This is a genomic window from Streptomyces olivochromogenes, from assembly GCF_001514115.1.
Classification (GTDB): Bacteria; Actinomycetota; Actinomycetes; order Streptomycetales; family Streptomycetaceae; genus Streptomyces; species Streptomyces olivochromogenes.
Genome location: NZ_KQ948455.1, coordinates 500,220 through 524,058 on the forward strand (window position 1 = coordinate 500,220; position 23,839 = coordinate 524,058).

The following is a 23,839-nucleotide window of genomic DNA, read 5'->3' on the forward strand; positions in this document are numbered from 1 at the left end:
AGTGCGTTGTGCAACCCTTGCCCGAGTTTCCCCGTCTGACCGTACGGAGTGACCATGAGGCTCTACATGGCGCACCGAACCGGGCTTGGCCCTGAAAACAGGGGGTAACCGACCGCAACGAGGACAAGAGGAGCCCATGCCTGCCGAGAGCATGCCGGAACCCGGTACACCGGGTGAGCCCGGCACGAGCAACCCGCGTCAGCGCGCGAAGGGCAGCCGCCGCAAGCCGCGCAGCACGCGCAGCACGCGCAGCAAGGCCCTGCTCATCACGGCCTGGACCGCGGCGGGCATCGTGGTGTTGGGGGGCGCCGGCGGCGGGTACCTGTACTTCAAGCTCAACGGCAACATCAAGACCGTCGACATCAACCAGGCCCTCGGTGCCGACCGGCCGCTGAAGGTCGACAACGGCTCCGAGAACATCCTGGTCCTGGGCTCCGACACCCGCTCCGGCAGCAACAAGAAGCTGGGCGGCGGCACCGACGACGGCAGCGCCCGCTCGGACACGGCGATGATCGTGCACATATACGAGGGCCACAAGAAGGCCAGCGTGGTCTCCATACCCCGCGACACCCTCGTCCCGCGCCCCTCCTGCACCGATGCCAAGGGCGTCACCCACGAAGCCGCGACCGGCGTGATGTTCAACTCCGCGTACTCCACCGGCGGGGCCGCCTGCGCGGTGAAGACCGTCGAATCCATGTCCGGTATCCGCATGGACCACTACATCGAGGTCGACTTCAGCGGCTTCCAGAAGCTCATCGACGACCTCGGCGGTGTTCGGGTGACCACCACCAAGAACATCAAGGACCCCGACAGCCATCTGAAGCTGACCGCCGGCACGCACACCCTCGACGGACAGCAGGCGCTCGGCCTCGTCCGCACCCGGCACGGCGTCGGCGACGGCTCCGACCTCGGCCGTATCCAGCTCCAGCAGGCGTTCATCAAGGCCCTGGTCAACCAGGTCAAGCACATCGGCGTGCTGTCCAGCCCCACGAAGCTGTACGACCTCGCCGACACCGCGACCAAGACCGTCACCACCGACTCCGACCTCGGCACGGTCAAGAGCCTCGCGTCCTTCGCCAACGGCCTCAAGGGCATCAGCTCGTCGAACATGAACATGGTGACGATGCCGGTCCAGTACGACAGCGCGGACGCCAACCGCGTCCTCGTCGACAAGGCCAAGGCGCAGCAGGTGTGGACCGCCCTGAAGAACGACCGGACGATCCCGAAGGCGGCCACGAAGGGCACGGCCACGGGCACCGCGAAGGGCGTCGTCAGCTAGGACCTGTCCGGCCGAGCCGGTACGGAGGCCGCGCCGGGGCCCGTACGAGCCCCGTACACAGGCTCGGGAATAGATCGTCCAAGCCCCCGGTTTTGGGGGATGGCGCCAGTCCTGGCAGACTGGTACGTCGGCTCCGGTTCACGCACCCGCATCCCGCGGTGGCGACCCGGCGCCCTCCCGAAACTAGGAGACACCTTGAAGCGCGACATCCACCCCGAGTACGTCGAGACGCAGGTCAGCTGCACCTGTGGCGCGTCGTTCACCACCCGTAGCACGATCTCCAGCGGTTCCATCCGCGCCGAGGTCTGCTCCGAGTGCCACCCGTTCTACACGGGCAAGCAGAAGATCCTCGACACCGGTGGCCGCGTGGCCCGCTTCGAGGCCCGCTTCGGCAAGGCTGCCGCTGCCAAGAAGTAGCGAGCCCACAGCGCCGGTCTTCGGCGTCCCCGGCACGGGGGCGCCGGGACCGGCGCTTTGCGGTGCAGCCCCCACATTCGTCTTACCTACGTCCCTGAGCCCATGATGGAGCTGGGGACAGTCCATTGGAGCCGGAGATGTTCGAGGCGGTCGAGGAACTCATCGGTGAACACGCCGATCTGGAGAAGAAGCTCGCTGACCCGTCGGTCCACGCCGACCAGGCCAACGCGCGCAAGCTGAACAAGCGCTACGCCGAGCTGACCCCGATCGTCGCGACGTACCGCTCCTGGAAGCAGACCGGGGACGACATCGGCACGGCGAAGGAGTTCGCCGCCGACGACCCCGACTTCGCGGCCGAGGTCAAGGAGCTGGAGAAGCAGCGCGAGGAGCTCACCGAGAAGCTCCGCCTGCTGCTGGTCCCGCGCGACCCCAGCGACGACAAGGACGTCATCCTCGAGATCAAGGCGGGCGCGGGCGGCGACGAGTCGGCCCTGTTCGCCGGCGACCTGCTGCGCATGTACCTGCGCTACGCCGAGCGCGTGGGCTGGAAGACCGAGATCATCGACTCCACCGAGTCCGAGCTCGGCGGCTACAAGGACGTCCAGGTCGCGGTGAAGACCAAGGGCGGCCAGGGTGCCACCGAGCCCGGTCAGGGTGTCTGGGCGCGCCTGAAGTACGAGGGCGGGGTGCACCGCGTGCAGCGGGTGCCCTCGACCGAGTCGCAGGGCCGCATCCACACCTCCGCGGCCGGTGTGCTGGTCACGCCCGAGGCCGAGGAGGTCGACGTCGAGATCCACGCGAACGACCTGCGCATCGACGTCTACCGCTCGTCGGGCCCCGGCGGCCAGTCCGTCAACACGACCGACTCCGCGGTGCGCATCACGCACATTCCGACCGGAGTCGTCGCCTCCTGCCAGAACGAGAAGAGCCAGCTGCAGAACAAGGAGCAGGCGATGCGTATCCTGCGCTCCAGGCTCCTCGCCGCGGCGCAGGAGGAAGCGGAGCGTGAGGCCGCCGACGCCCGCCGCAGCCAGGTCCGCACCGTCGACCGCTCCGAGAAGATCCGTACGTACAACTTCCCGGAGAACCGCATCTCGGACCACCGCGTCGGATTCAAGGCGTACAACTTGGACCAGGTGCTCGACGGGGACCTCGACGCGATGATCCAGGCGTGCGTCGACGCCGACTCGGCCGCGAAGCTCGCGGCCGCGTAAGGCGGAACGGCGGACGGCCGAACGGCGCAACGGCCGGACGGCCGGCCGCAGCTTTGTGAGGCCGTACCTGTTAAGCCCTGCTCGTCAAGCCGTACGACAACAGCTCAGCCCCGGAGGACCAGCGTGAACCTGCTGCTCGCGGAAGTGGCCCAGGCCACCCAGCGGCTGGCCGACGCCGGCGTGCCCTCGCCGCGCAACGACGCGGAGGAGCTCGCCGCCTTCGTGCACGGCGTGAAGCGGGGCGAGCTGCACACCGTCAAGGACGTGGACTTCGACGCCCGCTACTGGGAGGTGACCGCGCGCCGCGAGGCCCGCGAGCCGCTCCAGCACATCACCGGACACGCCTACTTCCGCTATCTGGAACTCCAGGTGGGCCCCGGGGTGTTCGTCCCGCGTCCGGAGACGGAGTCCGTCGTCGGCTGGGCCATAGACGCCGTCCGCGCGATGGACGTCGTCGAGCCGCTGATCGTCGACCTGTGCACCGGCTCGGGCGCCATCGCGCTCGCGCTCGCGCAGGAGGTCCCGCGCTCCCGCGTACACGCCGTGGAGCTGTCCGAGGACGCCCTTCAGTGGACGCGCAAGAACGTCGAGGGGTCCAGGGTCGACCTGCGCCAGGGAGACGCCCTGGAGGCCTTCAGGGACCTCGACGGCCAGGTGGACCTGGTGATCTCCAACCCGCCGTACATCCCGCTCACGGAATGGGAGTACGTGGCGCCGGAGGCCCGGGACTACGATCCCGAACTCGCCCTGTTCTCGGGCGAGGACGGACTGGACCTCATCCGTGGCATCGAGCGCACCGCGCACCGACTGCTGCGCCCCGGCGGCGTCGTCGTCATCGAGCACGCCGACACCCAGGGCGGGCAGGTGCCGTGGATCTTCACCGAGGAGCGGGGCTGGGCCGACGCGGCCGACCACCCGGACCTCAACAACCGGCCGCGGTTCGCGACCGCCCGCAAGGCGATGCCGTGAGCGCGCGCATCGTGACCCCCAGCCAGCAGTACGTGTACGAGGAGGCCCGCTAAATGGCACGGCGATACGACACCAACGACGCGACCGACCGCATCACCGGTCTGCGTGAGGCCGCGTCCGCCGTCCGCCGTGGCGAGCTGGTGGTCCTCCCGACGGACACGGTGTACGGCATCGGCGCCGACGCGTTCACCTCGGAAGCCGTCGCCGACCTCCTTGAGGCCAAGGGCCGGGGCCGCAACATGCCCACCCCTGTCCTCATCGGCTCCCCGAACACCCTGCACGGCCTCGTCACGGACTTCTCCGAGATGGCCTGGGAGCTCGTCGACGCGTTCTGGCCGGGTGCGCTCACCCTCGTCGCCAAGCACCAGCCGTCCCTGCAGTGGGACTTGGGCGACACCCGGGGCACGGTGGCCATTCGTATGCCGCTTCACCCGGTCGCCATCGAACTGCTGACGGAGGTCGGCCCGATGGCCGTCTCCTCCGCGAACCTCACGGGCCACCCGGCGCCGGAGGACTGTGACGCCGCGCAGGAGATGCTCGGCGACTCCGTCTCCGTGTACCTGGACGGCGGTCCGACCCCCGGCAACGTTCCCTCCTCGATCGTCGACGTCACCGGCAAGGTGCCGGTCCTGCTGCGCGCGGGTGCCCTGTCGGCGGAGGAGCTCCGGAAGGTCGTACCCGACCTCGAGGTGGCGAATTGACAGCCCCTGACGCGGGGCGTGGCATAGGCACGGGGATCACGGGGACCAATGGGTCCCCCAGGGGGTCCTTCCGCATCCTCCACGTCAGCACCGGCAACGTGTGCCGCTCGCCGATCACCGAGCGGCTGACCCGCCATGCCCTCGCGGACCGGCTGGGCGACCCCCTGTGGGGCGGACTCATCGTCGAGAGCGCCGGCACCTGGGGGCACGAGGGCGCCCCCATGGAGGCCAACGCCGAGACGGTCCTCGCGGACTTCGGCGCGGACCCCTCCGGCTTCGTCGGCCGCGAGCTCCTCGACGACCACGTCATCAGGGCCGACCTGGTCCTCACCGCGACCCGCGACCACCGCGCCCAGGTCATCTCCATGGGCCACTCCGCGGGCCTGCGCACCTTCACCCTGAAGGAGTTCACCAGGCTGGTCCGCGCCATAGACCCCGCCACGCTTCCTCCTCTGGAGGACGGTGTGGTCGAACGCGCCCGTGCCCTGGTGCGGGCCGCCGCCGCTCTACGCGGGTGGCTGCTGGCCCCCACGGCGGAGGCGGACGAGGTCTTCGACCCGTACGGCGCGCCCCTGCCGTTCTTCCGCTCGATCGGCGACGAGATCAATGAGGCACTGGATCCGGTGGTAACGGCGCTGACCGGGGTGCGGGCGCGAGCCTGATCCGCCCTTGGTGGGGGTTCGACGGACGGAGTCCGGCGCAGCGACCCGAAGCCCGGGAGGCCCGCCGGGGCCGAGCGGTGCGAGGGGCGCGTGCGGGATTTGGCCCCCGCCACGCTTCCTCCTCTGGAGGACGGTGTGGTCGAACGCGCCCGTGCCCTGGTGCGGGCTGCCGCCGCTCTACGCGGGTGGCTGCTGGCGCCCACGGCGGAGGCGGACGAGGTCTTCGACCCGTACGGCGCGCCCCTGCCGTTCTTCCGCTCGATCGGCGACGAGATCAATGAGGCACTGGATCCGGTGGTGACGGCCTTGACGGGGGTGCGGGCGCGCGCGTAGGTCGGTGTGGGTGTTTTCTCGGGGAGCGCCCGATAGGCCGTAATACCGGGCGTCCCACCGGTCCCGGTTCTACATTGGACGTAGCGCACCCCGCCGAGGCCCGGAGTCCACCATGCCGGTCACACAAACGCTGGAAGCGGATGTTCTGCGTCTGCAGGACCCGGAGCTCGCCGAGATCCTGATGGGGGAGCTGGCGCGGCAGTCGACGACGCTCCAGCTGATCGCGGCCGAGAACTTCACCTCGAAGGCGGTGCTGACCGCCCTCGGGTCGCCGCTGGCGAACAAGTACGCCGAGGGGTATCCCGGCGCCCGCCACCACGGCGGCTGCGAGATCGTCGACGTCGCCGAGCGCCTCGCCGTCGAGCGCGCCAAGGCCCTCTTCGGCGCCGAGCATGCCAACGTGCAGTCCCACTCCGGATCTTCGGCCGTCCTCGCCACGTACGCCGCCCTGTTGCGCCCCGGGGACACCGTCCTGGCCATGGGGCTGCCGTTCGGCGGCCACCTCACGCACGGGTCGCCCGCGAACTTCTCCGGCCGCTGGTTCGACTTCGTCGGGTACGGGGTGGAGGCGGAGAGCGGGCTCATCGACTACGAGCAGGTGCGCACACTGGCCCGTACGCACCGGCCGAAGGCCATCGTCTGCGGGGCGATCTCCTACCCCCGGCACATGGACTACGCGCTCTTCCGGGCGATCGCCGACGAGGTCGGCGCCTATCTCATCGCCGACGCCGCCCACCCCATCGGCCTGGTCGCCGGGGGAGCGGCGCCCAGTCCGGTGCCGTACGCCGATGTCGTCTGCGCCACCACGCACAAGGTCCTGCGCGGCCCCCGCGGCGGCATGATCCTCTGTGGCGGCGAGCTGGCCGAGCGGGTCGACCGGGCCGTCTTCCCCTTCACCCAGGGCGGCGCCCAGATGCACACCATCGCCGCCAAGGCCGTCGCGTTCGGCGAGGCCGCGACCCCTGCGTTCGCGGCGTACGCGCATCAGGTGGTCGCCAACGCGAAGGTGCTGGCCGAGGGGCTGGCCGCGGAGGGGCTCGCCCTCACCACCGGGGGGACCGACACCCACATGCTCACCGCGGACACCGCTCCGCTCGGTCTCGACGGACGCAGCGCGCGCGGCCGGCTGGCCGCCGCCGGAATGGTCCTCGACACCTGCGCGCTGCCCCACGGCGACGTCCGTGGCCTGCGCCTGGGCACGGCCGCGCTGACCACGCAGGGGATGGGCGAGGCGGAGATGTCGCAGGTCGCGAAGTTGTTCGCGGCGGTGCTGCGCAACGAGGCCGACAGCAAGCGTGCACGTGAAGAAGTAAGGGATCTGGCCGGGAGATTTCCGCCCTATCCGGACGAGTGAGGGGTACACGCACACGTGTGCACAGCCACTCGTGCAACCATCGTCGCTACCCGGAAGTCCCCAACCATATGCGCGCATCGCTAGGGTGTGGGGCTGAGATGGCCAGCGAGACCTGTGGGGAAGCCCGTGCGTGAATATCTGCTGACGCTCTGCATCACGGCCGCGGTGACGTATCTGCTGACAGGGCCGGTACGGAAGTTCGCGATCGTGGCCGGAGCCATGCCGCAGATCCGGGCACGTGACGTGCACCGGGAACCCACGCCGCGGCTCGGCGGCATCGCGATGTTCTTCGGTCTGTGCGCCGGTCTGCTGGTCGCCGACCATCTGCGGAACCTCAACGCGGTCTTCTCGGACTCCAACGAGCCCCGCGCACTGCTCTCCGGCGCCGCGCTGATCTGGCTGATCGGTGTCCTGGACGACAAGTTCGAGATCGACGCCCTGATCAAGCTGGGCGGCCAGATGATCGCCGCGGGTGTGATGGTCATGCAGGGTCTGACGATCCTGTGGCTGCCCATCCCCGGCGTCGGCCTGGTCGCGCTGACCCAGTGGCAGGGCACCCTGCTCACCGTGGCGCTGGTCGTCATCACGATCAACGCGGTGAACTTCGTCGACGGCCTCGACGGTCTGGCCGCCGGCATGGTGTGCATCGCCTCCGCCGCGTTCTTCCTGTACGCGTACCGCATCTGGTACAGCTACGGCATCGAGGCCGCCGCCCCGGCGACCCTCTTCGCGTCGATCCTCATGGGCATGTGTCTGGGCTTCCTGCCGCACAACATGCACCCCGCCCGGATCTTCATGGGCGACTCCGGCTCGATGCTGATCGGCCTGGTGCTGGCCGCCGGCGCGATCTCCATCACCGGGCAGATCGACCCGGACGCGATGAACCTGTTCTCCGGTTCGGAGCGCAACACCGTGCACCAGACGGTGCCGGTCTACATCCCGCTGCTGCTGCCGCTGACGATCATCGCGGTCCCGGCAGCCGACCTGGTGCTCGCCATCGTGCGGCGCACCTGGCGCGGTCAGTCGCCCTTCGCCGCCGACCGCGGCCACCTGCACCACCGCCTCCTGGAGGTCGGCCACTCGCACAGCAGGGCCGTCCTGATCATGTACTTCTGGTCGGCGCTGATCGCCTTCGGAGCGCTCGCCTTCTCCGTGAACTCGGCGTCCATGTGGATCGTGCTCGGCATCGCGGCGCTCAGCGCGGTGGGTCTCGTACTGCTTCTGCTGCCGCGCTTCACGCCGCGTGCCCCGCGCTGGGCCGAGCACCTGGTGCCGCCGCGCTACCGCCGCCGTCGCAGGGTGGCCCTGGCGGCCGAGGCGGCCGTGGCCTCCGTCGCGTACGAGGAGCCGACGTCCCACGAGAAGGCGGCCCAGGAGCGGGAAGAGGGCGTGCGCGAACACCGTTCCCCGGTCACCACGGGTGTCTCAGGAGTCAACGGAGCGACGGCAATTGGGCCCCGTGCGCGCTTCCTGGAAGGGCGCAAAGCCGAATCTTCACGCTGACGCAAAGTAAGAGTTCTGCAAGAGGGATCACCGGCAAACCGTGTCAATACCAGACAAGTCGCCCTCGATATTGCACATACGCGCAGGTTCACTCTCATGTGTGACAGCGAGCACACCTTCTAGGTAAAGACCGCATCAAATAGTTTGTGATACGGTTCACGAGAACCCGGGGTAGAGCCGAAGGACCGTAGTGAGACGGCCCCTTGGCGTGAGGTTCCCTCTCAGCCCGGGACTACGCTCGTCCATGACGACACCCTGCCCCCGAAGCAAGCGGAGTTGCCGCCATGCCGTCCAATGACGCCCGGAACCTATTGCACACCGCTGTCCCCACGGCGGCTGTCGGCGCGATCGCCGTCGCCGTCAGTGGCGTGATCGCGGGTGGCAAAGGCGCGCTCGGCGCGGGCATCGGCACACTGCTGGCCATCCTCTTCATGGGGATCGGCCTCTACGTCCTGCAGTGGACGGCAAAAACGCTCCCGCAGTTGTTCCAGGCCATGGGCCTGATGCTCTACGTGGCCCAGCTCCTGCTGCTCCTGATCTTCGTGGCACTCTTCAAGAACACGTCTCTGTTCAACCCCAAGGCGTTCGCGGTCGGCCTCGTCCTCGCGACCGTCGTGTGGATGGCGGCGCAGGCGCGGGCGCACATGAAGGCCAAGATCTTCTATGTCGACCCCGAACCCGAGAAGAAGAGCGAGAAGCCCGAGAAATCAGGGTCCTCGTCGTGAGGGGTAGGGGTGGGATAAAGCCATGTGGGAGATCCTGCTATCGTCCGGTGCCAACTGCGGCATCGCGGGCGCGGGCATCTGAGCTGACGCCTGCTCAATCGCGAGGCTTGATGCCCCACAGCCGCCCTCACATCCGTTACACCAGTCCAGTGCCGAACCGCGGCTGCGCGCCGCGCCGACACAACGAGGTTGCCGTACCTATGCGTCACGCCGAAGGAGCCCGTGGTGAGTGCTGACCAGACCCAGCTCGCCTTTGACTGGAGCTGTCGGATCATGTCCGACAACGGGTGTGGCTTTCCGGCTCCGGGCCTGCACTCGTTCCTCTTCAAGCCGCTCGCCACGGTCGGGGGGTTCGAGTTCAACAAGGTCATGCTGCTCGCCCTCCTCACCTCCATCCTTGTCGTCGCCTTCTTCTGGGCGGCCTTCGGCAAGGCCAAGGTGATCCCGGGCAAGCTGCAGATGGTCGGTGAGGCCGGTTACGACTTCGTGCGCCGCGGCATCGTCTACGAGACGCTCGGCAAGCGCGAGGGCGAGAAGTACGTCCCGCTGATGGTCTCGCTGTTCTTCTTCATCTGGATCATGAACATTTGGTCCGTGATCCCGCTGGCCCAGTTCCCGGTCTCGTCGGTCTTCGCCTTCCCGGTGGTACTCGCCGCGCTGGTCTGGATCCTCTGGGTCTCGGTCACGTTCAAGCGCCACGGCTTCGTCGGCTTCTTCAAGAACGTGACGGGCTACGACAAGTCGCTCGGCGGGGTGCTGCCGCTCGTGATGGTCATCGAGTTCCTCTCGAACCTGATCGTCCGCCCCTTCACGCACGCGGTCCGACTCTTCGCCAACATGTTCGCCGGCCACCTGATGCTGGTCATGTTCACGGTCGCCTCCTGGTACCTGCTGAACAGCTGGATGGTCCCGGCGGCCGGTGTGTCGTTCGTGATGACCATCGTCATGATCCTCTTCGAGCTTTTCGTGCAGGCCGTCCAGGCGTACGTCTTCGTACTGCTGGCCTGCTCGTACCTCCAGGGCGCGCTCGCCGAGCACCACTGAGTCACCGCCCCCCGCAAACCCCAGAACGTCCGGTGGCCAACCCCCGCCGGTCCAAGAAAGAGAAGGAAGATTCAGCATGGCTGCCACTGAGACCCTCGCCGCTGTCTCCGGTTCGCTCGGTTCCATCGGCTACGGCCTCGCCGCCATCGGCCCCGGCGTCGGCGTCGGCATCATCTTCGGTAACGGCACCCAGGCCCTGGCCCGTCAGCCCGAAGCCGCCGGTCTGATCCGCGCAAACCAGATCCTCGGCTTCGCCTTCTGTGAGGCGCTCGCCCTCATCGGCATCGTTATGCCGTTCGTGTTCGGTAAGTAATCACCCCTTACTGACACGAAACGACGAAAGGCACTGATGTGATCGCCAACCTGGTTGCACTCGCAGCCGAGGAAGAGCAGAACCCGCTCATCCCGGCGGGTCCCGAGCTGCTCGTCGGCACCATCGCCTTCGCCATCGTGTTCTTCTTCTTCTGGAAGAAGCTCCTCCCGAACATCAACAAGGTTCTGGAAGAGCGCCGCGCGGCGATCGAAGGCGGTATCGAAGAGGCCGACGCCATGAAGGTCGAAGCCCAGAGCGTGCTGGAGCAGTACAAGGCCCAGCTCGCCGAGGCACGGCACGAGGCCGCGCGGCTGCGCCAGGAGGCGCAGGAGCAGGGCGCCACGCTCATCGCCGACATGCGTGCGGAAGGCCAGCGGCAGCGCGAGGAGATCATCGCCGCCGGTCACTCGCAGCTCGAGGCCGACCGCAAGGCCGCCTCGCAGGCGCTGCGACAGGACGTGGGCAAGCTCGCCACCGACCTGGCCGGCAAGCTCGTCGGTGAGTCCCTCGAGGACCACGCCCGGCAGAGCCGCGTCATCGACCGTTTCCTCGACGAGCTCGAGGAGAAGGCCGAGGCGACTCGATGACCGCACACGGAGCAAGCCGCGAGGCCCTCGCTGCAGCTCGTGAGCGTCTCGACGCGCTGACGGACTCGACGTCCGTGGACGCGGTCCAGCTCGGCGACGAGCTGGCCGCCGTCACCGCGCTGCTCAACCGCGAGGTGTCGCTGCGTCGGGTCCTGACCGACCCGGCGCAGCCCGGCGAGGCCAAGGCCGAGCTGGCCCAGCGCCTGCTCGGCGGCCAGGTCGGCGGGTCGACCGCGGACCTGGTGACCGGCCTGGTGCGCTCGCGCTGGTCGCAGTCGCGTGACCTGGTGGACGCGCTGGAGGAGCTGGCGAGCATCGCCGACCTCACGGCCGCCCAGCGGGCGAACGCGCTCGACGACGTCGAGGACGAACTGTTCCGCTTCGGTCGGATCGTCGCTTCGAACACCGAGCTGCGCGCCGCGCTGACCGACCGCACCGCCTCGAAGGCGGCCAAGAGCGAGCTGCTGCACAGCCTGCTCGGCGGCCGGGCCAACCCGACCACCGAACGCCTGGTGACGCGCCTTGTGGCCGCGCCCCGGGGACGTAGCCTGGAGGCGGGACTCGAGTCCCTGTCCAAGCTCGCCGCCGAGCGCCGCAACCGCATGGTCGCCGTCGTCACCTCGGCGGTCCCGCTGAGTGACGGACAGAAGCAGCGCCTCGGTGCCGCTCTGGCGAAGCTCTACGGCCGCCCGATGCACCTCAACCTCGACGTGGACCCCGCGGTCGTCGGCGGGATGCGGGTGCAGGTCGGCGACGAGATCATCGACGGTGCCGTCGCGGACCGACTCGAGGACGCGCGCCGCCGCATCGTCGGCCAGTAGCAACTCAATACGCGTAACCACGTAGTACTTACGGCCCTGGTTGGGCCGTGCAGAGGATTCCTGGGGGCTGACCCCAGACCCCCCAAGAAAACTTCGGGCCCAACAAGGAGAGCAGGGAACCCAGATGGCGGAGCTCACGATCCGGCCGGAGGAGATCCGGGACGCGCTGGAGAACTTTGTCCAGTCGTACAAGCCGGACGCGGCCTCGCGCGAGGAGGTCGGTACGGTCACCGTCGCCGGCGACGGTATCGCCAAGATCGAGGGCCTTCCCTCGGCGATGGCGAACGAGCTGCTGAAGTTCGAGGACGGAACCCTCGGTCTCGCGCTGAACCTGGAAGAGCGCGAGATCGGTGCGGTCGTCCTCGGCGAGTTCAGTGGTATCGAGGAGGGCCAGCCGGTGCAGCGCACCGGTGAGGTGCTGTCCGTCGCCGTGGGCGAGGGCTACCTCGGCCGCGTCGTCGACCCGCTCGGCAACCCGATCGACGGCCTCGGCGAGATCGAGACCACCGGCCGCCGCGCCCTCGAGCTGCAGGCCCCGGGCGTCATGGTCCGCAAGTCGGTGCACGAGCCGATGGAGACCGGCTACAAGGCCGTCGACGCGATGACCCCGATCGGCCGTGGCCAGCGTCAGCTGGTCATCGGCGACCGTCAGACCGGCAAGACCGCGCTGGCCGTCGACACGATCATCAACCAGCGCGACAACTGGCGCTCGGGCGACACCAAGAAGCAGGTCCGCTGCATCTACGTCGCCATCGGTCAGAAGGGTTCAACCATCGCCTCCGTGCGTGGCGCCCTCGAAGAGGCCGGCGCGCTGGAGTACACGACCATCGTCGCCGCCCCGGCGTCCGACCCGGCCGGCTTCAAGTACCTTGCGCCGTACACCGGTTCGGCCATCGGCCAGCAGTGGATGTACGAGGGCAAGCACGTCCTCATCATCTTCGACGACCTCTCGAAGCAGGCCGACGCCTACCGCGCCGTGTCCCTGCTGCTCCGCCGTCCGCCGGGGCGCGAGGCCTACCCCGGTGACGTCTTCTACCTGCACTCCCGTCTGCTGGAGCGCTGCGCGAAGCTCTCCGACGACCTGGGCGCCGGTTCGATGACGGGTCTGCCGATCGTCGAGACCAAGGCGAACGACGTGTCGGCGTTCATCCCGACCAACGTCATCTCCATCACCGACGGCCAGTGCTTCCTGGAGTCCGACCTGTTCAACGCCGGCCAGCGTCCGGCCCTGAACGTCGGTATCTCGGTCTCCCGCGTCGGTGGCTCCGCCCAGCACAAGGCGATGAAGCAGGTCTCCGGCCGACTCCGCCTGGACCTCGCCCAGTACCGCGAGCTGGAGGCGTTCGCCGCCTTCGGTTCCGACCTGGACGCCGCGTCGAAGTCCCAGCTGGAGCGCGGTCAGCGCCTGGTCGAGCTGCTCAAGCAGGCTCAGTACCAGCCGATGGCCACCGAGGACCAGGTCGTCTCCGTCTGGGCCGGTACCACCGGCAAGATGGACGAGGTACCGGTCGCCGACATCCGCCGCTTCGAGAAGGAGCTCCTGGAGTACCTGCACCGCAAGGAGCAGGGCCTCATGACCTCCATCAAGGAGGGCGGCAAGATGTCGGACGACACCCTCACGGCCATCGCCGACGCCATCGCGGACTTCAAGAAGCAGTTCGAGACCTCGGACGGCAAGCTTCTCGGCGAAGACGTTCCGGCCGCGGCCAAGTGACGTAAGGAAGGGACCTGACTCATGGGAGCCCAGCTCCGGGTCTACAAGCGTCGCATCCGATCCGTCACCGCGACCAAGAAGATCACCAAGGCGATGGAGATGATCGCCGCCTCGCGTGTCGTCAAGGCGCAGCGCAAGGTGGCGGCCTCCGCGCCGTACGCGACCGAGCTCACCCGCGCGGTCACGGCGGTCGGCACCGGCTCGAACACCAAGCACCCGCTGACCACGGAGGCGGAGTCGGCGACCCGTTCCGCGGTGCTGCTCCTCACGAGCGACCGCGGACTGGCCGGCGCCTTCAACTCCAACGCCATCAAGGCGGCGGAGCTGTTGACCGCCCGTCTTGAGGCGGAGGGCAAGGAGGTCGACACGTACATCGTCGGCCGCCGCGGTCTGGCCCACTACAACTTCCGCGAGCGCAAGGTCGTGGAGTCGTGGTCGGGTTTCACCGACGAGCCCACCTACGCGGACGCCAAGAAGGTCGCGGCGCCGCTCATCGAGGCCATCGAAACGGCGACGGAGGACGGCGGCGTGGATGAACTCCACATCGTCTACACCGAGTTCGTCTCGATGATGACGCAGAACGCGGTCGACGGCCGCCTGCTGCCACTGCGCCTCGAAGAGGTCGCGGAAGAGGCGCCCAAGGGCGAGATCCTTCCGCTGTACGAGTTCGAGCCGTCGGCGGAGGACGTCCTCGACGCCCTGCTGCCCCGGTACGTCGAGAGCCGTATCTACAACGCGCTGCTCCAGTCGGCTGCCTCCAAGCACGCCGCCACCCGCCGCGCGATGAAGTCGGCGACCGACAACGCGGGAGACCTGATCACCACGCTCTCCCGTCTTGCCAATGCGGCCCGCCAGGCCGAAATCACCCAGGAAATCAGCGAGATCGTCGGTGGCTCCGCAGCCCTTGCCGACGCGACCGCGGGGAGTGACAAGTAATGACGACGACTTCTGAGACGGCCGTTGCCACGGGCCGCGTCGCCCGGGTCATCGGCCCGGTCGTCGACGTGGAGTTCCCCGTCGACGCGATGCCGGACATCTACAACGCCCTTCACGTCGAGGTGGCCGACCCGGCCAACGCCGGCGAGAAGAAGACGCTGACCCTGGAAGTCGCCCAGCACCTGGGTGACGGCCTGGTCCGCACGATCTCCATGCAGCCCACCGACGGTCTGGTCCGCCAGGCCGCGGTCACCGACACCGGCACGGGCATCACCGTCCCGGTCGGTGACTTCACCAAGGGCAAGGTGTTCAACACCCTCGGTGAGGTGCTGAACTCCGACGAGAAGTACGAGGGCGAGCGCTGGTCCATCCACCGCAAGGCCCCGCGCTTCGACGAACTCGAGTCGAAGACCGAGATGTTCGAGACCGGCGTCAAGGTCATCGACCTTCTCACCCCGTACGTCAAGGGTGGAAAGATCGGTCTGTTCGGTGGTGCCGGTGTCGGCAAGACGGTGCTCATCCAGGAGATGATCTACCGCGTCGCCAACAACCACGACGGTGTCTCCGTGTTCGCCGGTGTCGGTGAGCGCACCCGTGAGGGCAACGACCTCATCGAGGAGATGTCGGACTCGGGCGTCATCGACAAGACGGCGCTTGTCTTCGGTCAGATGGACGAGCCCCCGGGCACCCGTCTGCGCGTGGCCCTGGCGGGTCTGACGATGGCGGAGTACTTCCGTGACGTCCAGAACCAGGACGTGCTGTTCTTCATCGACAACATCTTCCGCTTCACGCAGGCCGGTTCCGAGGTCTCGACCCTGCTCGGCCGTATGCCCTCCGCGGTGGGCTACCAGCCGAACCTGGCCGACGAGATGGGTCTCCTCCAGGAGCGCATCACCTCGACCCGTGGTCACTCGATCACCTCGATGCAGGCGATCTACGTCCCCGCGGACGACCTGACCGACCCGGCCCCGGCCACCACGTTCGCCCACCTCGACGCGACGACGGTGCTGTCCCGTCCGATCTCCGAGAAGGGCATCTACCCGGCCGTGGACCCGCTGGACTCCACGTCCCGCATCCTGGACCCGCGCTACATCGCGGCGGATCACTACGCTGCCGCGATGCGGGTCAAGTCGGTCCTGCAGAAGTACAAGGACCTCCAGGACATCATCGCGATCCTCGGTATCGACGAGCTCGGCGAGGAGGACAAGCTCACTGTCCACCGCGCCCGTCGCGTGGAGCGCTTCCTGTCCCAGAACACCCACGTCGCCAAGCAGTTCACCGGCGTCGACGGGTCGGACGTCCCGCTGGACGAGTCGATCGCGGCCTTCAACGCGATCATCGACGGTGAGTACGACCACTTCCCGGAGCAGGCGTTCTTCCTGTGCGGTGGCATTGAGGACCTCAAGGCCAACGCCAAGGAGCTCGGCGTCTCCTGAATCTCGCGTACCTGAGGGACTCCGGTTCCTGAGGAACTCGTGTTCGTGAAGGAGGGGGACGGGACCGCACCTCGCGGGGCGCGTCCCGTCCCCCTCCGTACGCCCATTAGACTTTGACCCAACACCCGGCAGCCATGCCGGGTGGTGACCCGAGGAGCCCACCTTGGCTGCTGAGCTGCACGTCGAGCTCGTCGCCGCGGACCGCAGTGTCTGGTCCGGCGAGGCCACCCTGGTCGTCGCGCGTACCACGTCCGGCGACATCGGCGTCATGCCCGGTCACCAGCCGCTGCTCGGTGTGCTGGAGTCGGGCCCGGTGACCATCCGTACGAGTGATGGTGGAACGGTCGTCGCCGCGGTGCACGGCGGTTTCGTCTCGTTCGCCGACAACAAGCTGTCACTGCTGGCCGAGATCGCCGAGCTGTCGGACGAGATCGACGTCCAGCGCGTGGAGCGGGAGCTCGAGCGCGCGAAGGCGGAGGGCGATGCCTCCGCCGAGCGCCGCGCGGACGTCCGTCTGCGGGCGGTGTCGGCGCGCTGAGTCGCCGCGCTGTGTGATGCTTTGCCTCAGCCGCGGCGGGGACCGGATGACTCCGGACCCCGCCGCGGCTGAGGCAAATGCGGAGGTTTTTTCTTTTCCGTTACCTAGGAGACGAGGAGGTCGGTGTCGATGGTCCTCGCTCTGACTGTGTGCGGATTGGTAGTGGCGCTCGTGGTGGTGGGGCTGTTCGTCTTCGGCCTCCGCCGCCGGCTGATCCAGCGCTCGGGAGGCACCTTCGACTGCAGCCTGCGCTGGGACGTCCCGGAGAAGAGCGACCCCAACGGAAAAGGCTGGGGCTACGGCGTCGCCCGCTACAACGGCGACCGCATCGAGTGGTACCGCGTCTTCTCGTACTCCCCGCGCCCGCGCCGCGTCCTGGAACGCTCGGCGATCGAGGTGGCCGGCCGCCGCACCCCGGACGGCGAGGAGGAGCTCGCTCTGCTGTCCGACGCGATCATCCTGGCCTGTGTGCACCGGGGCACCCGCCTGGAACTGGCGATGAGCGAGGACGCGCTGACCGGTTTCCTCGCGTGGCTGGAGGCGGCCCCGCCCGGACAGCGAGTGAATGTGGCCTGAAAGGCCCCATTCACTCGCCGGGTGGGGGTCCCCCGGACGAAGTCCGGGGGAGCGTCAACGTTGCTTGGCGGCTATCCGAGCCCGCCGGTGAGGGCGCTCACCAGTTCGCCGTTGCTGGTGTCTCCGCTGAACTCCCAGAAGAACGCACCGCCCAGGCCCTGGCTCTTGGCCCAGGCCATCTTCGTGCCGATGGTCGCCGGGGTGTCGTAGGACCACCAGTTGCTGCCGCAGTGCGCGTACGCCGTCCCGGCGATCGTGCCGGTGGCCGGGCAGGACGTCTTCAGCACCTTGTAGTCCTCGATGCCCTGCTCGTACGTTCCCGGCGCCGGACCCGTGGCCGTGCCGCCCGGCGCGTCCTGGGTGACGCCGGTCCAGCCGCGGCCGTAGAAGCCGATGCCGATCAGCAGCTTGCTCGCGGGCACGCCCTTCGCCTTGAACTTGGCGATCGCGTCGGCCGTGGTGAAGCCGGGCGTCGGGATGCCGCTGTAGGAGGTGAGCGGGGAGTGCGGGGCGGTCGGGCCCTGTGCGTTGAACGCGCCGAAGAAGTCGTACGACATCACGTTGTACCAGTCGACGTACTGCGAGGCGCCCGCGTAGTCGGCGGCGTCGATCTTGCCGCCGGAGGTGCCGTCGGCGGTGGTGGCCGCGGTGACCAGGTTGCCCGTGCCGAACTTGGCACGCAGGGCCTGCATCAGGTTCTTGTAGGCCGCGGCGCCGCTGGTGTCGCAGGACAGACCGCAGGCGTTCGGGTACTCCCAGTCGATGTCGATGCCGTCGAAGACGTCGGCCCAGCGCGGGTCCTCGACCAGGTTGTAGCAGGACTGCGCGAAGGCGGCCGGGTTGGCGGCGGCCTGTGCGAAGCCGCCGGACCAGGTCCAGCCGCCGAAGGACCAGAGGATCTTGATGTTCGGGTACTTGGCCTTCAGCTCGCGCAACTGGTTGAAGTTGCCGCGCAGCGGCTGGTCCCAGGTGTCGGCGACGCCGCTGACCGACTGGTCGGCGGTGAAGGCCTTGTCGTAGTCGGCGTAGGAGTCGCCGATGGCGCACTGGCCGTTGGTGACGTTGCCGAAGGCGTAGTTGATGTGCGTGATCTTGGCGGCCGAGCCGGACGTCACCAGGTTCTTGACGTTGTAGTTGCGGCCGTAGATGCCCCACTCGGTGAAGTAGCCGAGCTTGACGGCGTTGCCGGTGGGCGGCGGGGTGGTGGTGCCACCGGTGGTGTGGACCGCGACCGCGCCGCTGACCGGACCGGTCTGGTCGGCGGTGTCACGGGCCTGGACGGTGTACGAGTAGTCGGTGCCGGCGGTCAGACCGGTGTCCGTGTACGAGGTCGTGGTCACGGTGGCGACCTTGGTGCCGCCGCGCAGGACGTCGTAGTTCTTGATGCCCTTGTCGTCGGTGGCCGCGCTCCAGGAGAGCTTCACCGAGGTGTCGGTGATCGCGGAGGCGGTGGGGGCGCCGGGCGCGCTTGGCGGGTTGTCGCCGGGGACCGTGGTGCCGCCGTCACAACTGCCGCCGTTGAGCGTGCAGTTGGACGGAGATCCGGTGCCGGCGCCGTTGAAGCCGAAGGAGACGGAGGCGCCCGCGGCGAGGGTGCCGTTGTAGGACTTGTTCTTGGCGGTCCAGTGGGTGCCGGAAGAGGTGACGTCGGCGTCCCAGGCCGAGGTGACGGACGTGCCGGAGGGGAAGTCCCAGTCGATCGTCCAGGAACTGATGCTGGTGGTGCCGGTGTTGGTGACCGTCCACTTGCCTTCGAAGCCCGTACCCCAGTCCTGCGTCTTGGTGTACGTGGCGGTGGCGGAGGTGGCTGCCGAGGCGGGGCTCGCGAGCCCGACGAGGGCGGCGAGCGGAAGCAGCAGGGTGGTGAGTCCCGCCACGGTTCGCTGTCGGACTCTGGTTCTGAAGCGCATGATGCCTCTCCTCGGGGGTGTCGTGGGCATGGCTAAGCGCAGTGCGGCGAGAATAGAAAGGTCTGGACCATAGGTCAATAGGTCTGGACCAGTGCACCCGTGAGGCGGGTCAGACTCCCAACTCCTGGGCCAGCACGGCCGCTTGGACCCTGCTCCGCAGCTCCAGCTTCCCCAGCAGACGGCTGACGTGGGTCTTCACCGTCGCCTCCGCCATGTCCAGCCGGCCCGCGATCTCCGCGTTGGAGAGCCCCTCACCCAGGCAGGACAGCACCTCCCGCTCCCGGCGCGTCAGCGCGTCGAGCGCCGCCGGGTCGGCGCTCGGCTCCCGTACCGGCTTCGCGGCGAACTCGGCGATCAGGCGACGCGTCACGGCCGGGGCGATCAGCCCCTCGCCGCCCGCCACCGTCCGCACCGCCACCAGCAGGTCCCTCGCCTCCGTGTTCTTCAGCAGAAACCCGGCGGCGCCCGCGCGCAGCGCCCCGAAGACGTACTCGTCGAGGTCGAAGGTGGTGAGCACGAGCACGTCGGAGAGCCGCTCGGCGACGACCTGACGGGTGGCGGACACCCCGTCGAGCCGGGGCATCTGCACATCCATCAGGACCAGGTCCGGACGGAGTTCGCGGGCGAGTGCGACCGCCTGCTCGCCGTCCGCGGCCTCGCCGACCACCTCGATGTCGGGCGCGCTGCGCAGGATGAGGACGAGCCCGGCCCGTACGGCGGACTGGTCCTCGGCGACGAGCACGCGGATCATTCGGGTTCTCCTTGGACGAGGGGCAGGGTGGCGCGTACGGCCCAGATCTCGCCGTCCTTGCCGTCTTTCCCACCCTTGCCGTTCTTGATGTTCCCGCTGTGGGGGGAGGGCGCGGGCCCCGCCTCGAAGCTGCCGCCCAGCAGGTCGGCCCGCTCCCGCATCCCCACGAGACCGGCGCCGGAACCGGGGGCGCGGGGGCCGCTCGGACCGCCGTACGGACTGGTCACCGCGATGGTCAGCGAGCCGTCCCGCTGGGTGAGCGTCACGGTGACACGGCCCTCGGGCGCGTGCTTGAGGGCGTTGGTCAGCGACTCCTGGACGATGCGGTACGCGGCGAGTTCGACCGGGGCGGGCACCTTGCCGTGCTCGGTGGTGAGCGTGACGTCGAGTCCGTTGGTGCGGGCGCCGGCCACCAGGGCGCCGAGTCCGTCGAGGGTGGGGGCGGCGGACGGCTCGCGCTCGCCGGAGCCGTCCCGCAGGATGCCGATCAGCCGACGCATCTCGGCGAGCCCCTCGACGCTGTTCTCCCGGATGACGGTGAGCGCGTCCTTGGACGTGTTCGGGTCGTCGATGGAGAGCGCGGCCGTGGAGTGGATCGCGATCGCGGAGAGATGGTTGGCCACCATGTCGTGCAACTCCCGTGCCATCCGGGCTCGTTCGGCGGTGACGGCGTGGGTGCGGTCCATCTCGGCGAGCAGGGTCGTCTGTTCGGCGCGCAGCCGTTCGGCGACGGCGGTGTCGCGGTGGTTGCGGACGATCCAGCCGGTGGCGGCGGGGGTGAACGTCACCAGGCCGGTGAAGGCGCCGATCAGCAGCCCCTCCGGCTTGTGCCAGGCCGCGACCGGCCACACGGTCGCGATCACCGTGATCAGCCCGGTGATCCAGGGGATACGGCGGGCCGCGCCGGGGGAGCCGTACAGGACGGCCGCGTAGACCAGGTCCGTGAACATCACGACCGTGGCCAGGCTGCCGCGGGTCAGCAGGTCGGCGACGAGCGCGAGGGTGCCCACGAGCAGGGCGGTGCGCGGCCGTGCCCGGCGCAGCAGTTCGCAGCAGGCCGTCACGGCCAGCGGCACCAGGACGGCCCAGCCCTGGTCCGCACGGGACATCGGATCGTCCGGGGCGCGGCTGTAGAGACCGACGCTCCACAGGAAGAGCCCGCCGAGCAGTCCGCCGACCGCGATGCCCACGTCGTCGCGGTGGGGGCGGGGCAGTCGCCCGGCCATGACTCCATCCATGACTCCATCCAACACGGCGCACCGGCTGACCGCCTGATGCCCGGGAAGGGTCCGGAACTGCATCTTTCGATGTACCGGGACCTCGTCACCGCCGATGACGATCCGAGCCGCCCCGGACGCGAGCCTGGAGGGGTGACCGAGAGGAGCGAACCGTGATCGTCGGGTTGATCGTCGCGTGCGAGGCCGGATTCTGGGTGCTGCTGGCCGCGGGCCTCGCCGTCCGCTATCTGCTGGGGCTGCGCCGCACGAGCGTGGCCCTGCTGCTGTGCGAGCCGCTGCTGGAGGTGGTGCTCTTCGTGGTGACGGCGATCGACCTCAGAAACGGCGCCGAACCGAGCTGGGAACACGGCCTGGCCGCGCTCTACATCGGCTTCACCGTCGCGTACGGCCACTACACCATCCGCTGGTTGGACGGCCACGCCGCCCACCACCTGGCCGGTGGCCCGCCCCCGCCGAAGCCCCCGCGCTTCGGCCTGCCCCGGGCCGCCCACGAGGGCCGCCTGTGGCTGCGCACCCTCCTCGCGGCGACCGTCGCGTGCGCCCTCCTCCAGGGCGCGATCTGGTTCGTGGGCGTCGGCGACACCTCGTCGCTGCGCGACTTCCAGTGGGTGGCGCTACGGGCGGTGGGGCTCCACGGCCTGATCGCCCTGACGTATCTGCTCCGGCCCAAACGGGCCCCGGTCACCCGGGGCCGGTCCGGCGGCTAACGCTCGCCCCCAGGGACCCACAGCACGTCCCCGGTCTCCTTGTTCGCGGTGCGGGCGAGGATGAAGAGCAGGTCGGAGAGCCGGTTCAGATAGGTGGCGGTCAGCGGGTTCATGATGTCGCCGTGGACCTCCAGCGCCGCCCACGTCGAGCGCTCGGCCCGTCGTACGACCGTGCACGCCTGGTGCAGCAGTGCCGCGCCCGGGGTGCCGCCGGGCAGGATGAAGGAGCGCAGCTTCTCCAGCTCGTCGTTGAAGCGGTCGCAGTCCGCCTCCAGCTTGTCGATGTAGAACTGCTCGACGCGCAGGGGCGGGAACTTCGGGTCCTCGACCACCGGGGTCGACAGGTCCGCGCCGACGTCGAAGAGGTCGTTCTGCACCCGGGTGAGGACCGCGACGACCTCCTCGTCGAGGCCGCCCAGTGCGATCGCCGTCCCGAGGACCGCGTTCGCCTCGTTGGCGTCCGCGTAGGCCGAGATCCGGGGATCGGTCTTGGCGACCCGGCTCATGTCCCCGAGAGCGGTGGTGCCCTGGTCGCCGGTCCTGGTGTAGATGCGCGTCAGATTGACCATGGGGCCAGCGTAGTTATGCTCCGGCCTTCCGGAAGACACGTGTGCCCACCGTCACGGAGAGCGTCGCGAAGCCGAGGGCGACCAGGACGCCGTACAACATGTGGGCCGTGGCATACGAGCCCACGTACGCGTCCCGCACCGCGTCCACCAGATAGCGGAACGGCATGAAGTGCGAGAGCACGTCCAGCCAGCCGGGAGCCAGTGTCATCGGGAGCATCAGGCCGGACAGCAGCATGGCCGGCATCGTCAGGGCGTTGATGGCGGGGCCGAACTCCTGCGGGGTGCGGACGTTCATGGCCAGGGCGTAGGAGAGGGAGGCGAGGGAGAGGGTGAGCAGGGCAACGAACGCGAAGCCGATCAGGATGCCGGCGAGTGGCGCGCGCAGCCCCATCGCCAGTGCCGCCAGGACCAGCAGCACCGCCTGGAAGACGAAGACGGCGGCGTCGCGCAGGACCCTGCCGAGCAGCAGCGCGAGCCGGCTCACGGGGGTGACCCGCATCCGTTCCACGATCCCCTGGCTCTTCTCGATGATGATGGTGAAACCGGCGAACGCAGCTCCGAACAGCCCGAGTTGGAGCAGCAGGCCGGGGACCAGGACCTGCCAGGAGCTGCCCCGCGAGCGGAGCGGCAGGCCGGTCAGGAGCGGGCCGAAGAAGAGCAGGTACAGCAGCGGCATCAGGACGCCGAAGAGCATCGCGAAGCGGGAGCGGAGGGTCTGGCGGGCGTAGCGCCCGAAGATCAGCGCGGTGTCGTGGAGAAGCATCGGTTCCTGGGTCCTCTACGTCCTATACGGCCACGGGGGCGGAGTCGGTGGGTGCCGGGCCGCGCCCGGTGATCGCGAGGAACGTGTCCTGGAGCGACGCGTCGGACGCCCCGCCGTGCGCCAGCTTCAGCGCGCTCGGTGTGCCGTCGGCCACGACCACTCCCCGGTCGACGACCACGAGCCGGTCGGAGAGGGCGTCCGCCTCGTCGAGGTAGTGCGTGGTCAGGAAGACCGTGGTGCCGTGCTCGTCACGCAGCCGTCGGACCAGGTCCCACAGGTCCGCGCGGCTGGCCGGATCCAGGCCGGTCGTCGGCTCGTCCAGGAACAGCACCCGCGGGCGGTGCGTGAGCGCCATCGCGATGTCCAGGCGGCGGCGCTGCCCGCCGGAGAGCGCGGCCGTCCTGCGGTCGAGCAGCCCGGTCAGGCCGAGGTCGTGCGCCAACTCCTCGGCCCGTTCCTGCGCCTGAGCCCTCGGCAGACGGTACAGCCGCCCCTGGGTGACCAGTTCCTCCCGCACGCTCACGTGCGGGTCGACGCCTCCCGACTGCGCCACATAACCGCTGGCGCGGCGCACCCCGGCCGGGTCGGTGGCCAGATCGCAGCCCGCGACGGTGGCCGCGCCGCCGGTGGGCTTCAGCAGTGTGGTGAGCATGCGCAGCGTGGTCGTCTTGCCCGCGCCGTTCGGGCCGAGGAAGCCGAGGATCTCGCCGGGCCGCACGGTGAGGTCGATGCAGCGGACGGCCTCCACGAGGCCGCGCTTCGTCCGGAAGGTACGCGCC

Annotated in this window: 24 protein-coding genes and 2 pseudogenes; 20 read left to right on the forward strand and 6 right to left on the reverse strand. The window is 69.0% G+C overall.

What is annotated here, in order from left to right; all coding sequences use genetic code 11:
* Positions 1-136: 136 nt before the first annotated feature.
* From AQJ27_RS17330 to AQJ27_RS17420, 19 genes and pseudogenes are all read left to right on the forward strand, one after another.
* On the forward strand, positions 137-1,279 hold the full coding sequence (locus AQJ27_RS17330) for an LCP family protein (RefSeq protein ID WP_067369006.1): 1,143 nt from the start codon (positions 137-139) through the stop codon (positions 1,277-1,279).
* Between the two features lie 195 nt (positions 1,280-1,474).
* Positions 1,475-1,696 (forward strand): 50S ribosomal protein L31, encoded by a 222-nt coding sequence (rpmE, locus tag AQJ27_RS17335; RefSeq protein WP_033323852.1) that lies wholly within the window; start codon positions 1,475-1,477, stop codon positions 1,694-1,696.
* Between the two features lie 137 nt (positions 1,697-1,833).
* Positions 1,834-2,910 carry a peptide chain release factor 1 gene (prfA, locus tag AQJ27_RS17340; RefSeq protein WP_054233261.1) on the forward strand — a complete coding sequence of 359 codons (1,077 nt, stop codon included), beginning with the start codon at positions 1,834-1,836 and terminating at the stop codon, positions 2,908-2,910.
* 123 nt (positions 2,911-3,033) lie between these two features.
* Positions 3,034-3,879, forward strand: a complete 846-nt coding sequence (gene prmC, locus AQJ27_RS17345; protein ID WP_054233232.1) for a peptide chain release factor N(5)-glutamine methyltransferase — start codon at positions 3,034-3,036, stop codon at positions 3,877-3,879.
* Between the two features lie 53 nt (positions 3,880-3,932).
* The gene (locus tag AQJ27_RS17350) at positions 3,933-4,580 is read left to right on the forward strand and encodes an L-threonylcarbamoyladenylate synthase (RefSeq protein WP_054233231.1); all 648 of its coding nucleotides are present in this window, start codon (positions 3,933-3,935) and stop codon (positions 4,578-4,580) included.
* On the forward strand, positions 4,577-5,242 hold the full coding sequence (locus tag AQJ27_RS17355) for an arsenate reductase/protein-tyrosine-phosphatase family protein (RefSeq protein ID WP_054233230.1): 666 nt from the start codon (positions 4,577-4,579) through the stop codon (positions 5,240-5,242). The genes AQJ27_RS17350 and AQJ27_RS17355 overlap by 4 nt, the downstream gene beginning before the upstream one ends.
* A gap of 90 nt (positions 5,243-5,332) precedes the next feature.
* Positions 5,333-5,575: pseudogene (locus tag AQJ27_RS17360) on the forward strand (protein-tyrosine-phosphatase); the annotation flags it as partial.
* A gap of 112 nt (positions 5,576-5,687) precedes the next feature.
* Complete coding sequence (locus tag AQJ27_RS17365) at positions 5,688-6,929, forward strand: serine hydroxymethyltransferase (RefSeq protein ID WP_067369009.1); 1,242 nt, start codon at positions 5,688-5,690, stop codon at positions 6,927-6,929.
* Positions 6,930-7,055: 126 nt separating this feature from the next.
* The gene (locus AQJ27_RS17370; protein ID WP_067369012.1) at positions 7,056-8,432 is read left to right on the forward strand and encodes an MraY family glycosyltransferase; all 1,377 of its coding nucleotides are present in this window, start codon (positions 7,056-7,058) and stop codon (positions 8,430-8,432) included.
* A gap of 284 nt (positions 8,433-8,716) precedes the next feature.
* A complete protein-coding gene (locus AQJ27_RS17375; RefSeq protein ID WP_067369016.1) occupies positions 8,717-9,157 on the forward strand; it encodes a Cg1360 family ATP-synthase-associated protein in 441 nt (146 codons plus the stop codon).
* 225 nt (positions 9,158-9,382) lie between these two features.
* Positions 9,383-10,201 carry a FoF1 ATP synthase subunit A gene (atpB, locus tag AQJ27_RS17380; RefSeq protein WP_483027179.1) on the forward strand — a complete coding sequence of 273 codons (819 nt, stop codon included), beginning with the start codon at positions 9,383-9,385 and terminating at the stop codon, positions 10,199-10,201.
* Between the two features lie 76 nt (positions 10,202-10,277).
* Positions 10,278-10,514 (forward strand): ATP synthase subunit c family protein, encoded by a 237-nt coding sequence (locus AQJ27_RS17385; RefSeq protein WP_015657805.1) that lies wholly within the window; start codon positions 10,278-10,280, stop codon positions 10,512-10,514.
* A 38-nt stretch (positions 10,515-10,552) separates the two neighbouring features.
* On the forward strand, positions 10,553-11,101 hold the full coding sequence (locus tag AQJ27_RS17390) for a F0F1 ATP synthase subunit B (protein WP_067369019.1): 549 nt from the start codon (positions 10,553-10,555) through the stop codon (positions 11,099-11,101).
* Positions 11,098-11,922: a F0F1 ATP synthase subunit delta gene (locus AQJ27_RS17395; protein ID WP_067369028.1), complete on the forward strand. Its 825-nt coding sequence runs from the start codon at positions 11,098-11,100 to the stop codon at positions 11,920-11,922. The genes AQJ27_RS17390 and AQJ27_RS17395 overlap by 4 nt, the downstream gene beginning before the upstream one ends.
* A 124-nt stretch (positions 11,923-12,046) precedes the next feature.
* Entirely contained in the window at positions 12,047-13,636 is a 1,590-nt protein-coding gene (atpA, locus tag AQJ27_RS17400) for a F0F1 ATP synthase subunit alpha (RefSeq protein ID WP_054233223.1), read from the forward strand.
* Between the two features lie 21 nt (positions 13,637-13,657).
* Entirely contained in the window at positions 13,658-14,572 is a 915-nt protein-coding gene (locus AQJ27_RS17405; RefSeq protein ID WP_067369031.1) for a F0F1 ATP synthase subunit gamma, read from the forward strand.
* Positions 14,572-16,008 (forward strand): F0F1 ATP synthase subunit beta, encoded by a 1,437-nt coding sequence (gene atpD, locus AQJ27_RS17410; protein ID WP_054233221.1) that lies wholly within the window; start codon positions 14,572-14,574, stop codon positions 16,006-16,008. Before AQJ27_RS17405 ends, atpD begins: the two co-directional genes overlap by 1 nt.
* Positions 16,009-16,171: 163 nt before the next feature.
* Positions 16,172-16,546 (forward strand): F0F1 ATP synthase subunit epsilon, encoded by a 375-nt coding sequence (locus tag AQJ27_RS17415; protein ID WP_067369037.1) that lies wholly within the window; start codon positions 16,172-16,174, stop codon positions 16,544-16,546.
* 129 nt (positions 16,547-16,675) lie between these two features.
* Entirely contained in the window at positions 16,676-17,122 is a 447-nt protein-coding gene (locus tag AQJ27_RS17420) for a DUF2550 domain-containing protein (protein ID WP_054233219.1), read from the forward strand.
* 71 nt (positions 17,123-17,193) lie between these two features.
* Here AQJ27_RS17420 and AQJ27_RS17425 read toward each other — a convergent pair whose 3' ends face one another.
* The 3 genes from AQJ27_RS17425 to AQJ27_RS17435 all read right to left on the reverse strand — a co-directional run bounded on the left by AQJ27_RS17425 (position 17,194) and on the right by AQJ27_RS17435 (position 21,009).
* Complete coding sequence (locus AQJ27_RS17425; RefSeq protein WP_067369040.1) at positions 17,194-19,032, reverse strand: glycoside hydrolase family 18 chitinase; 1,839 nt, start codon at positions 19,030-19,032, stop codon at positions 17,194-17,196.
* A 109-nt stretch (positions 19,033-19,141) separates the two neighbouring features.
* Complete coding sequence (locus AQJ27_RS17430; RefSeq protein WP_067369044.1) at positions 19,142-19,783, reverse strand: response regulator; 642 nt, start codon at positions 19,781-19,783, stop codon at positions 19,142-19,144.
* Positions 19,780-21,009, reverse strand: coding sequence for a sensor histidine kinase (locus tag AQJ27_RS17435; RefSeq protein WP_067369046.1), 1,230 nt, complete (start codon positions 21,007-21,009; stop codon positions 19,780-19,782). Before AQJ27_RS17435 ends, AQJ27_RS17430 begins: the two co-directional genes overlap by 4 nt.
* 164 nt (positions 21,010-21,173) lie before the next feature.
* On the opposite strand from AQJ27_RS17435, the gene AQJ27_RS17440 reads away from it, so the two are divergent.
* A complete protein-coding gene (locus AQJ27_RS17440; protein ID WP_067369049.1) occupies positions 21,174-21,728 on the forward strand; it encodes a hypothetical protein in 555 nt (184 codons plus the stop codon).
* On the opposite strand, the gene AQJ27_RS17445 is transcribed toward AQJ27_RS17440, so the two are convergent.
* The 3 genes and pseudogenes from AQJ27_RS17445 to AQJ27_RS17455 form a co-directional block, all read right to left on the reverse strand.
* Positions 21,725-22,297 carry a cob(I)yrinic acid a,c-diamide adenosyltransferase gene (locus AQJ27_RS17445; RefSeq protein ID WP_067369052.1) on the reverse strand — a complete coding sequence of 191 codons (573 nt, stop codon included), beginning with the start codon at positions 22,295-22,297 and terminating at the stop codon, positions 21,725-21,727. The two genes, AQJ27_RS17440 and AQJ27_RS17445, sit on opposite strands and share 4 nt — an antisense overlap.
* Before the next feature lie 13 nt (positions 22,298-22,310).
* A complete protein-coding gene (locus AQJ27_RS17450) occupies positions 22,311-23,060 on the reverse strand; it encodes an ABC transporter permease (RefSeq protein ID WP_067369056.1) in 750 nt (249 codons plus the stop codon).
* Positions 23,061-23,082: 22 nt separating this feature from the next.
* A pseudogene (locus tag AQJ27_RS17455) lies at positions 23,083-23,784 on the reverse strand (ABC transporter ATP-binding protein); the annotation flags it as partial.
* Between the last annotated feature and the right edge of the window lie 55 nt (positions 23,785-23,839).

Bases quoted from the DNA above. Each gene is read 5' to 3' on its own strand.
- AQJ27_RS17450 (WP_067369056.1), bottom strand. From the start codon at position 23,060: ATGCTTCTCCACGACACCGCGCTGATCTTCGGGCGCTACGCCCGCCAG.
- atpA (WP_054233223.1), top strand. From the start codon at position 12,047: ATGGCGGAGCTCACGATCCGGCCGGAGGAGATCCGGGACGCGCTGGAG.
- AQJ27_RS17405 (WP_067369031.1), top strand. From the start codon at position 13,658: ATGGGAGCCCAGCTCCGGGTCTACAAGCGTCGCATCCGATCCGTCACC.
- AQJ27_RS17395 (WP_067369028.1), top strand. From the start codon at position 11,098: ATGACCGCACACGGAGCAAGCCGCGAGGCCCTCGCTGCAGCTCGTGAG.
- prfA (WP_054233261.1), top strand. From the start codon at position 1,834: ATGTTCGAGGCGGTCGAGGAACTCATCGGTGAACACGCCGATCTGGAG.
- AQJ27_RS17430 (WP_067369044.1), bottom strand. From the start codon at position 19,783: ATGATCCGCGTGCTCGTCGCCGAGGACCAGTCCGCCGTACGGGCCGGG.
- AQJ27_RS17350 (WP_054233231.1), top strand. From the start codon at position 3,933: ATGGCACGGCGATACGACACCAACGACGCGACCGACCGCATCACCGGT.
- AQJ27_RS17385 (WP_015657805.1), top strand. From the start codon at position 10,278: ATGGCTGCCACTGAGACCCTCGCCGCTGTCTCCGGTTCGCTCGGTTCC.
- AQJ27_RS17365 (WP_067369009.1), top strand. From the start codon at position 5,688: ATGCCGGTCACACAAACGCTGGAAGCGGATGTTCTGCGTCTGCAGGAC.
- AQJ27_RS17425 (WP_067369040.1), bottom strand. From the start codon at position 19,032: ATGCGCTTCAGAACCAGAGTCCGACAGCGAACCGTGGCGGGACTCACC.
- AQJ27_RS17435 (WP_067369046.1), bottom strand. From the start codon at position 21,009: ATGGCCGGGCGACTGCCCCGCCCCCACCGCGACGACGTGGGCATCGCG.
- AQJ27_RS17445 (WP_067369052.1), bottom strand. From the start codon at position 22,297: ATGGTCAATCTGACGCGCATCTACACCAGGACCGGCGACCAGGGCACC.
- AQJ27_RS17330 (WP_067369006.1), top strand. From the start codon at position 137: ATGCCTGCCGAGAGCATGCCGGAACCCGGTACACCGGGTGAGCCCGGC.
- atpD (WP_054233221.1), top strand. From the start codon at position 14,572: ATGACGACGACTTCTGAGACGGCCGTTGCCACGGGCCGCGTCGCCCGG.
- AQJ27_RS17375 (WP_067369016.1), top strand. From the start codon at position 8,717: ATGCCGTCCAATGACGCCCGGAACCTATTGCACACCGCTGTCCCCACG.
- AQJ27_RS17420 (WP_054233219.1), top strand. From the start codon at position 16,676: ATGGTCCTCGCTCTGACTGTGTGCGGATTGGTAGTGGCGCTCGTGGTG.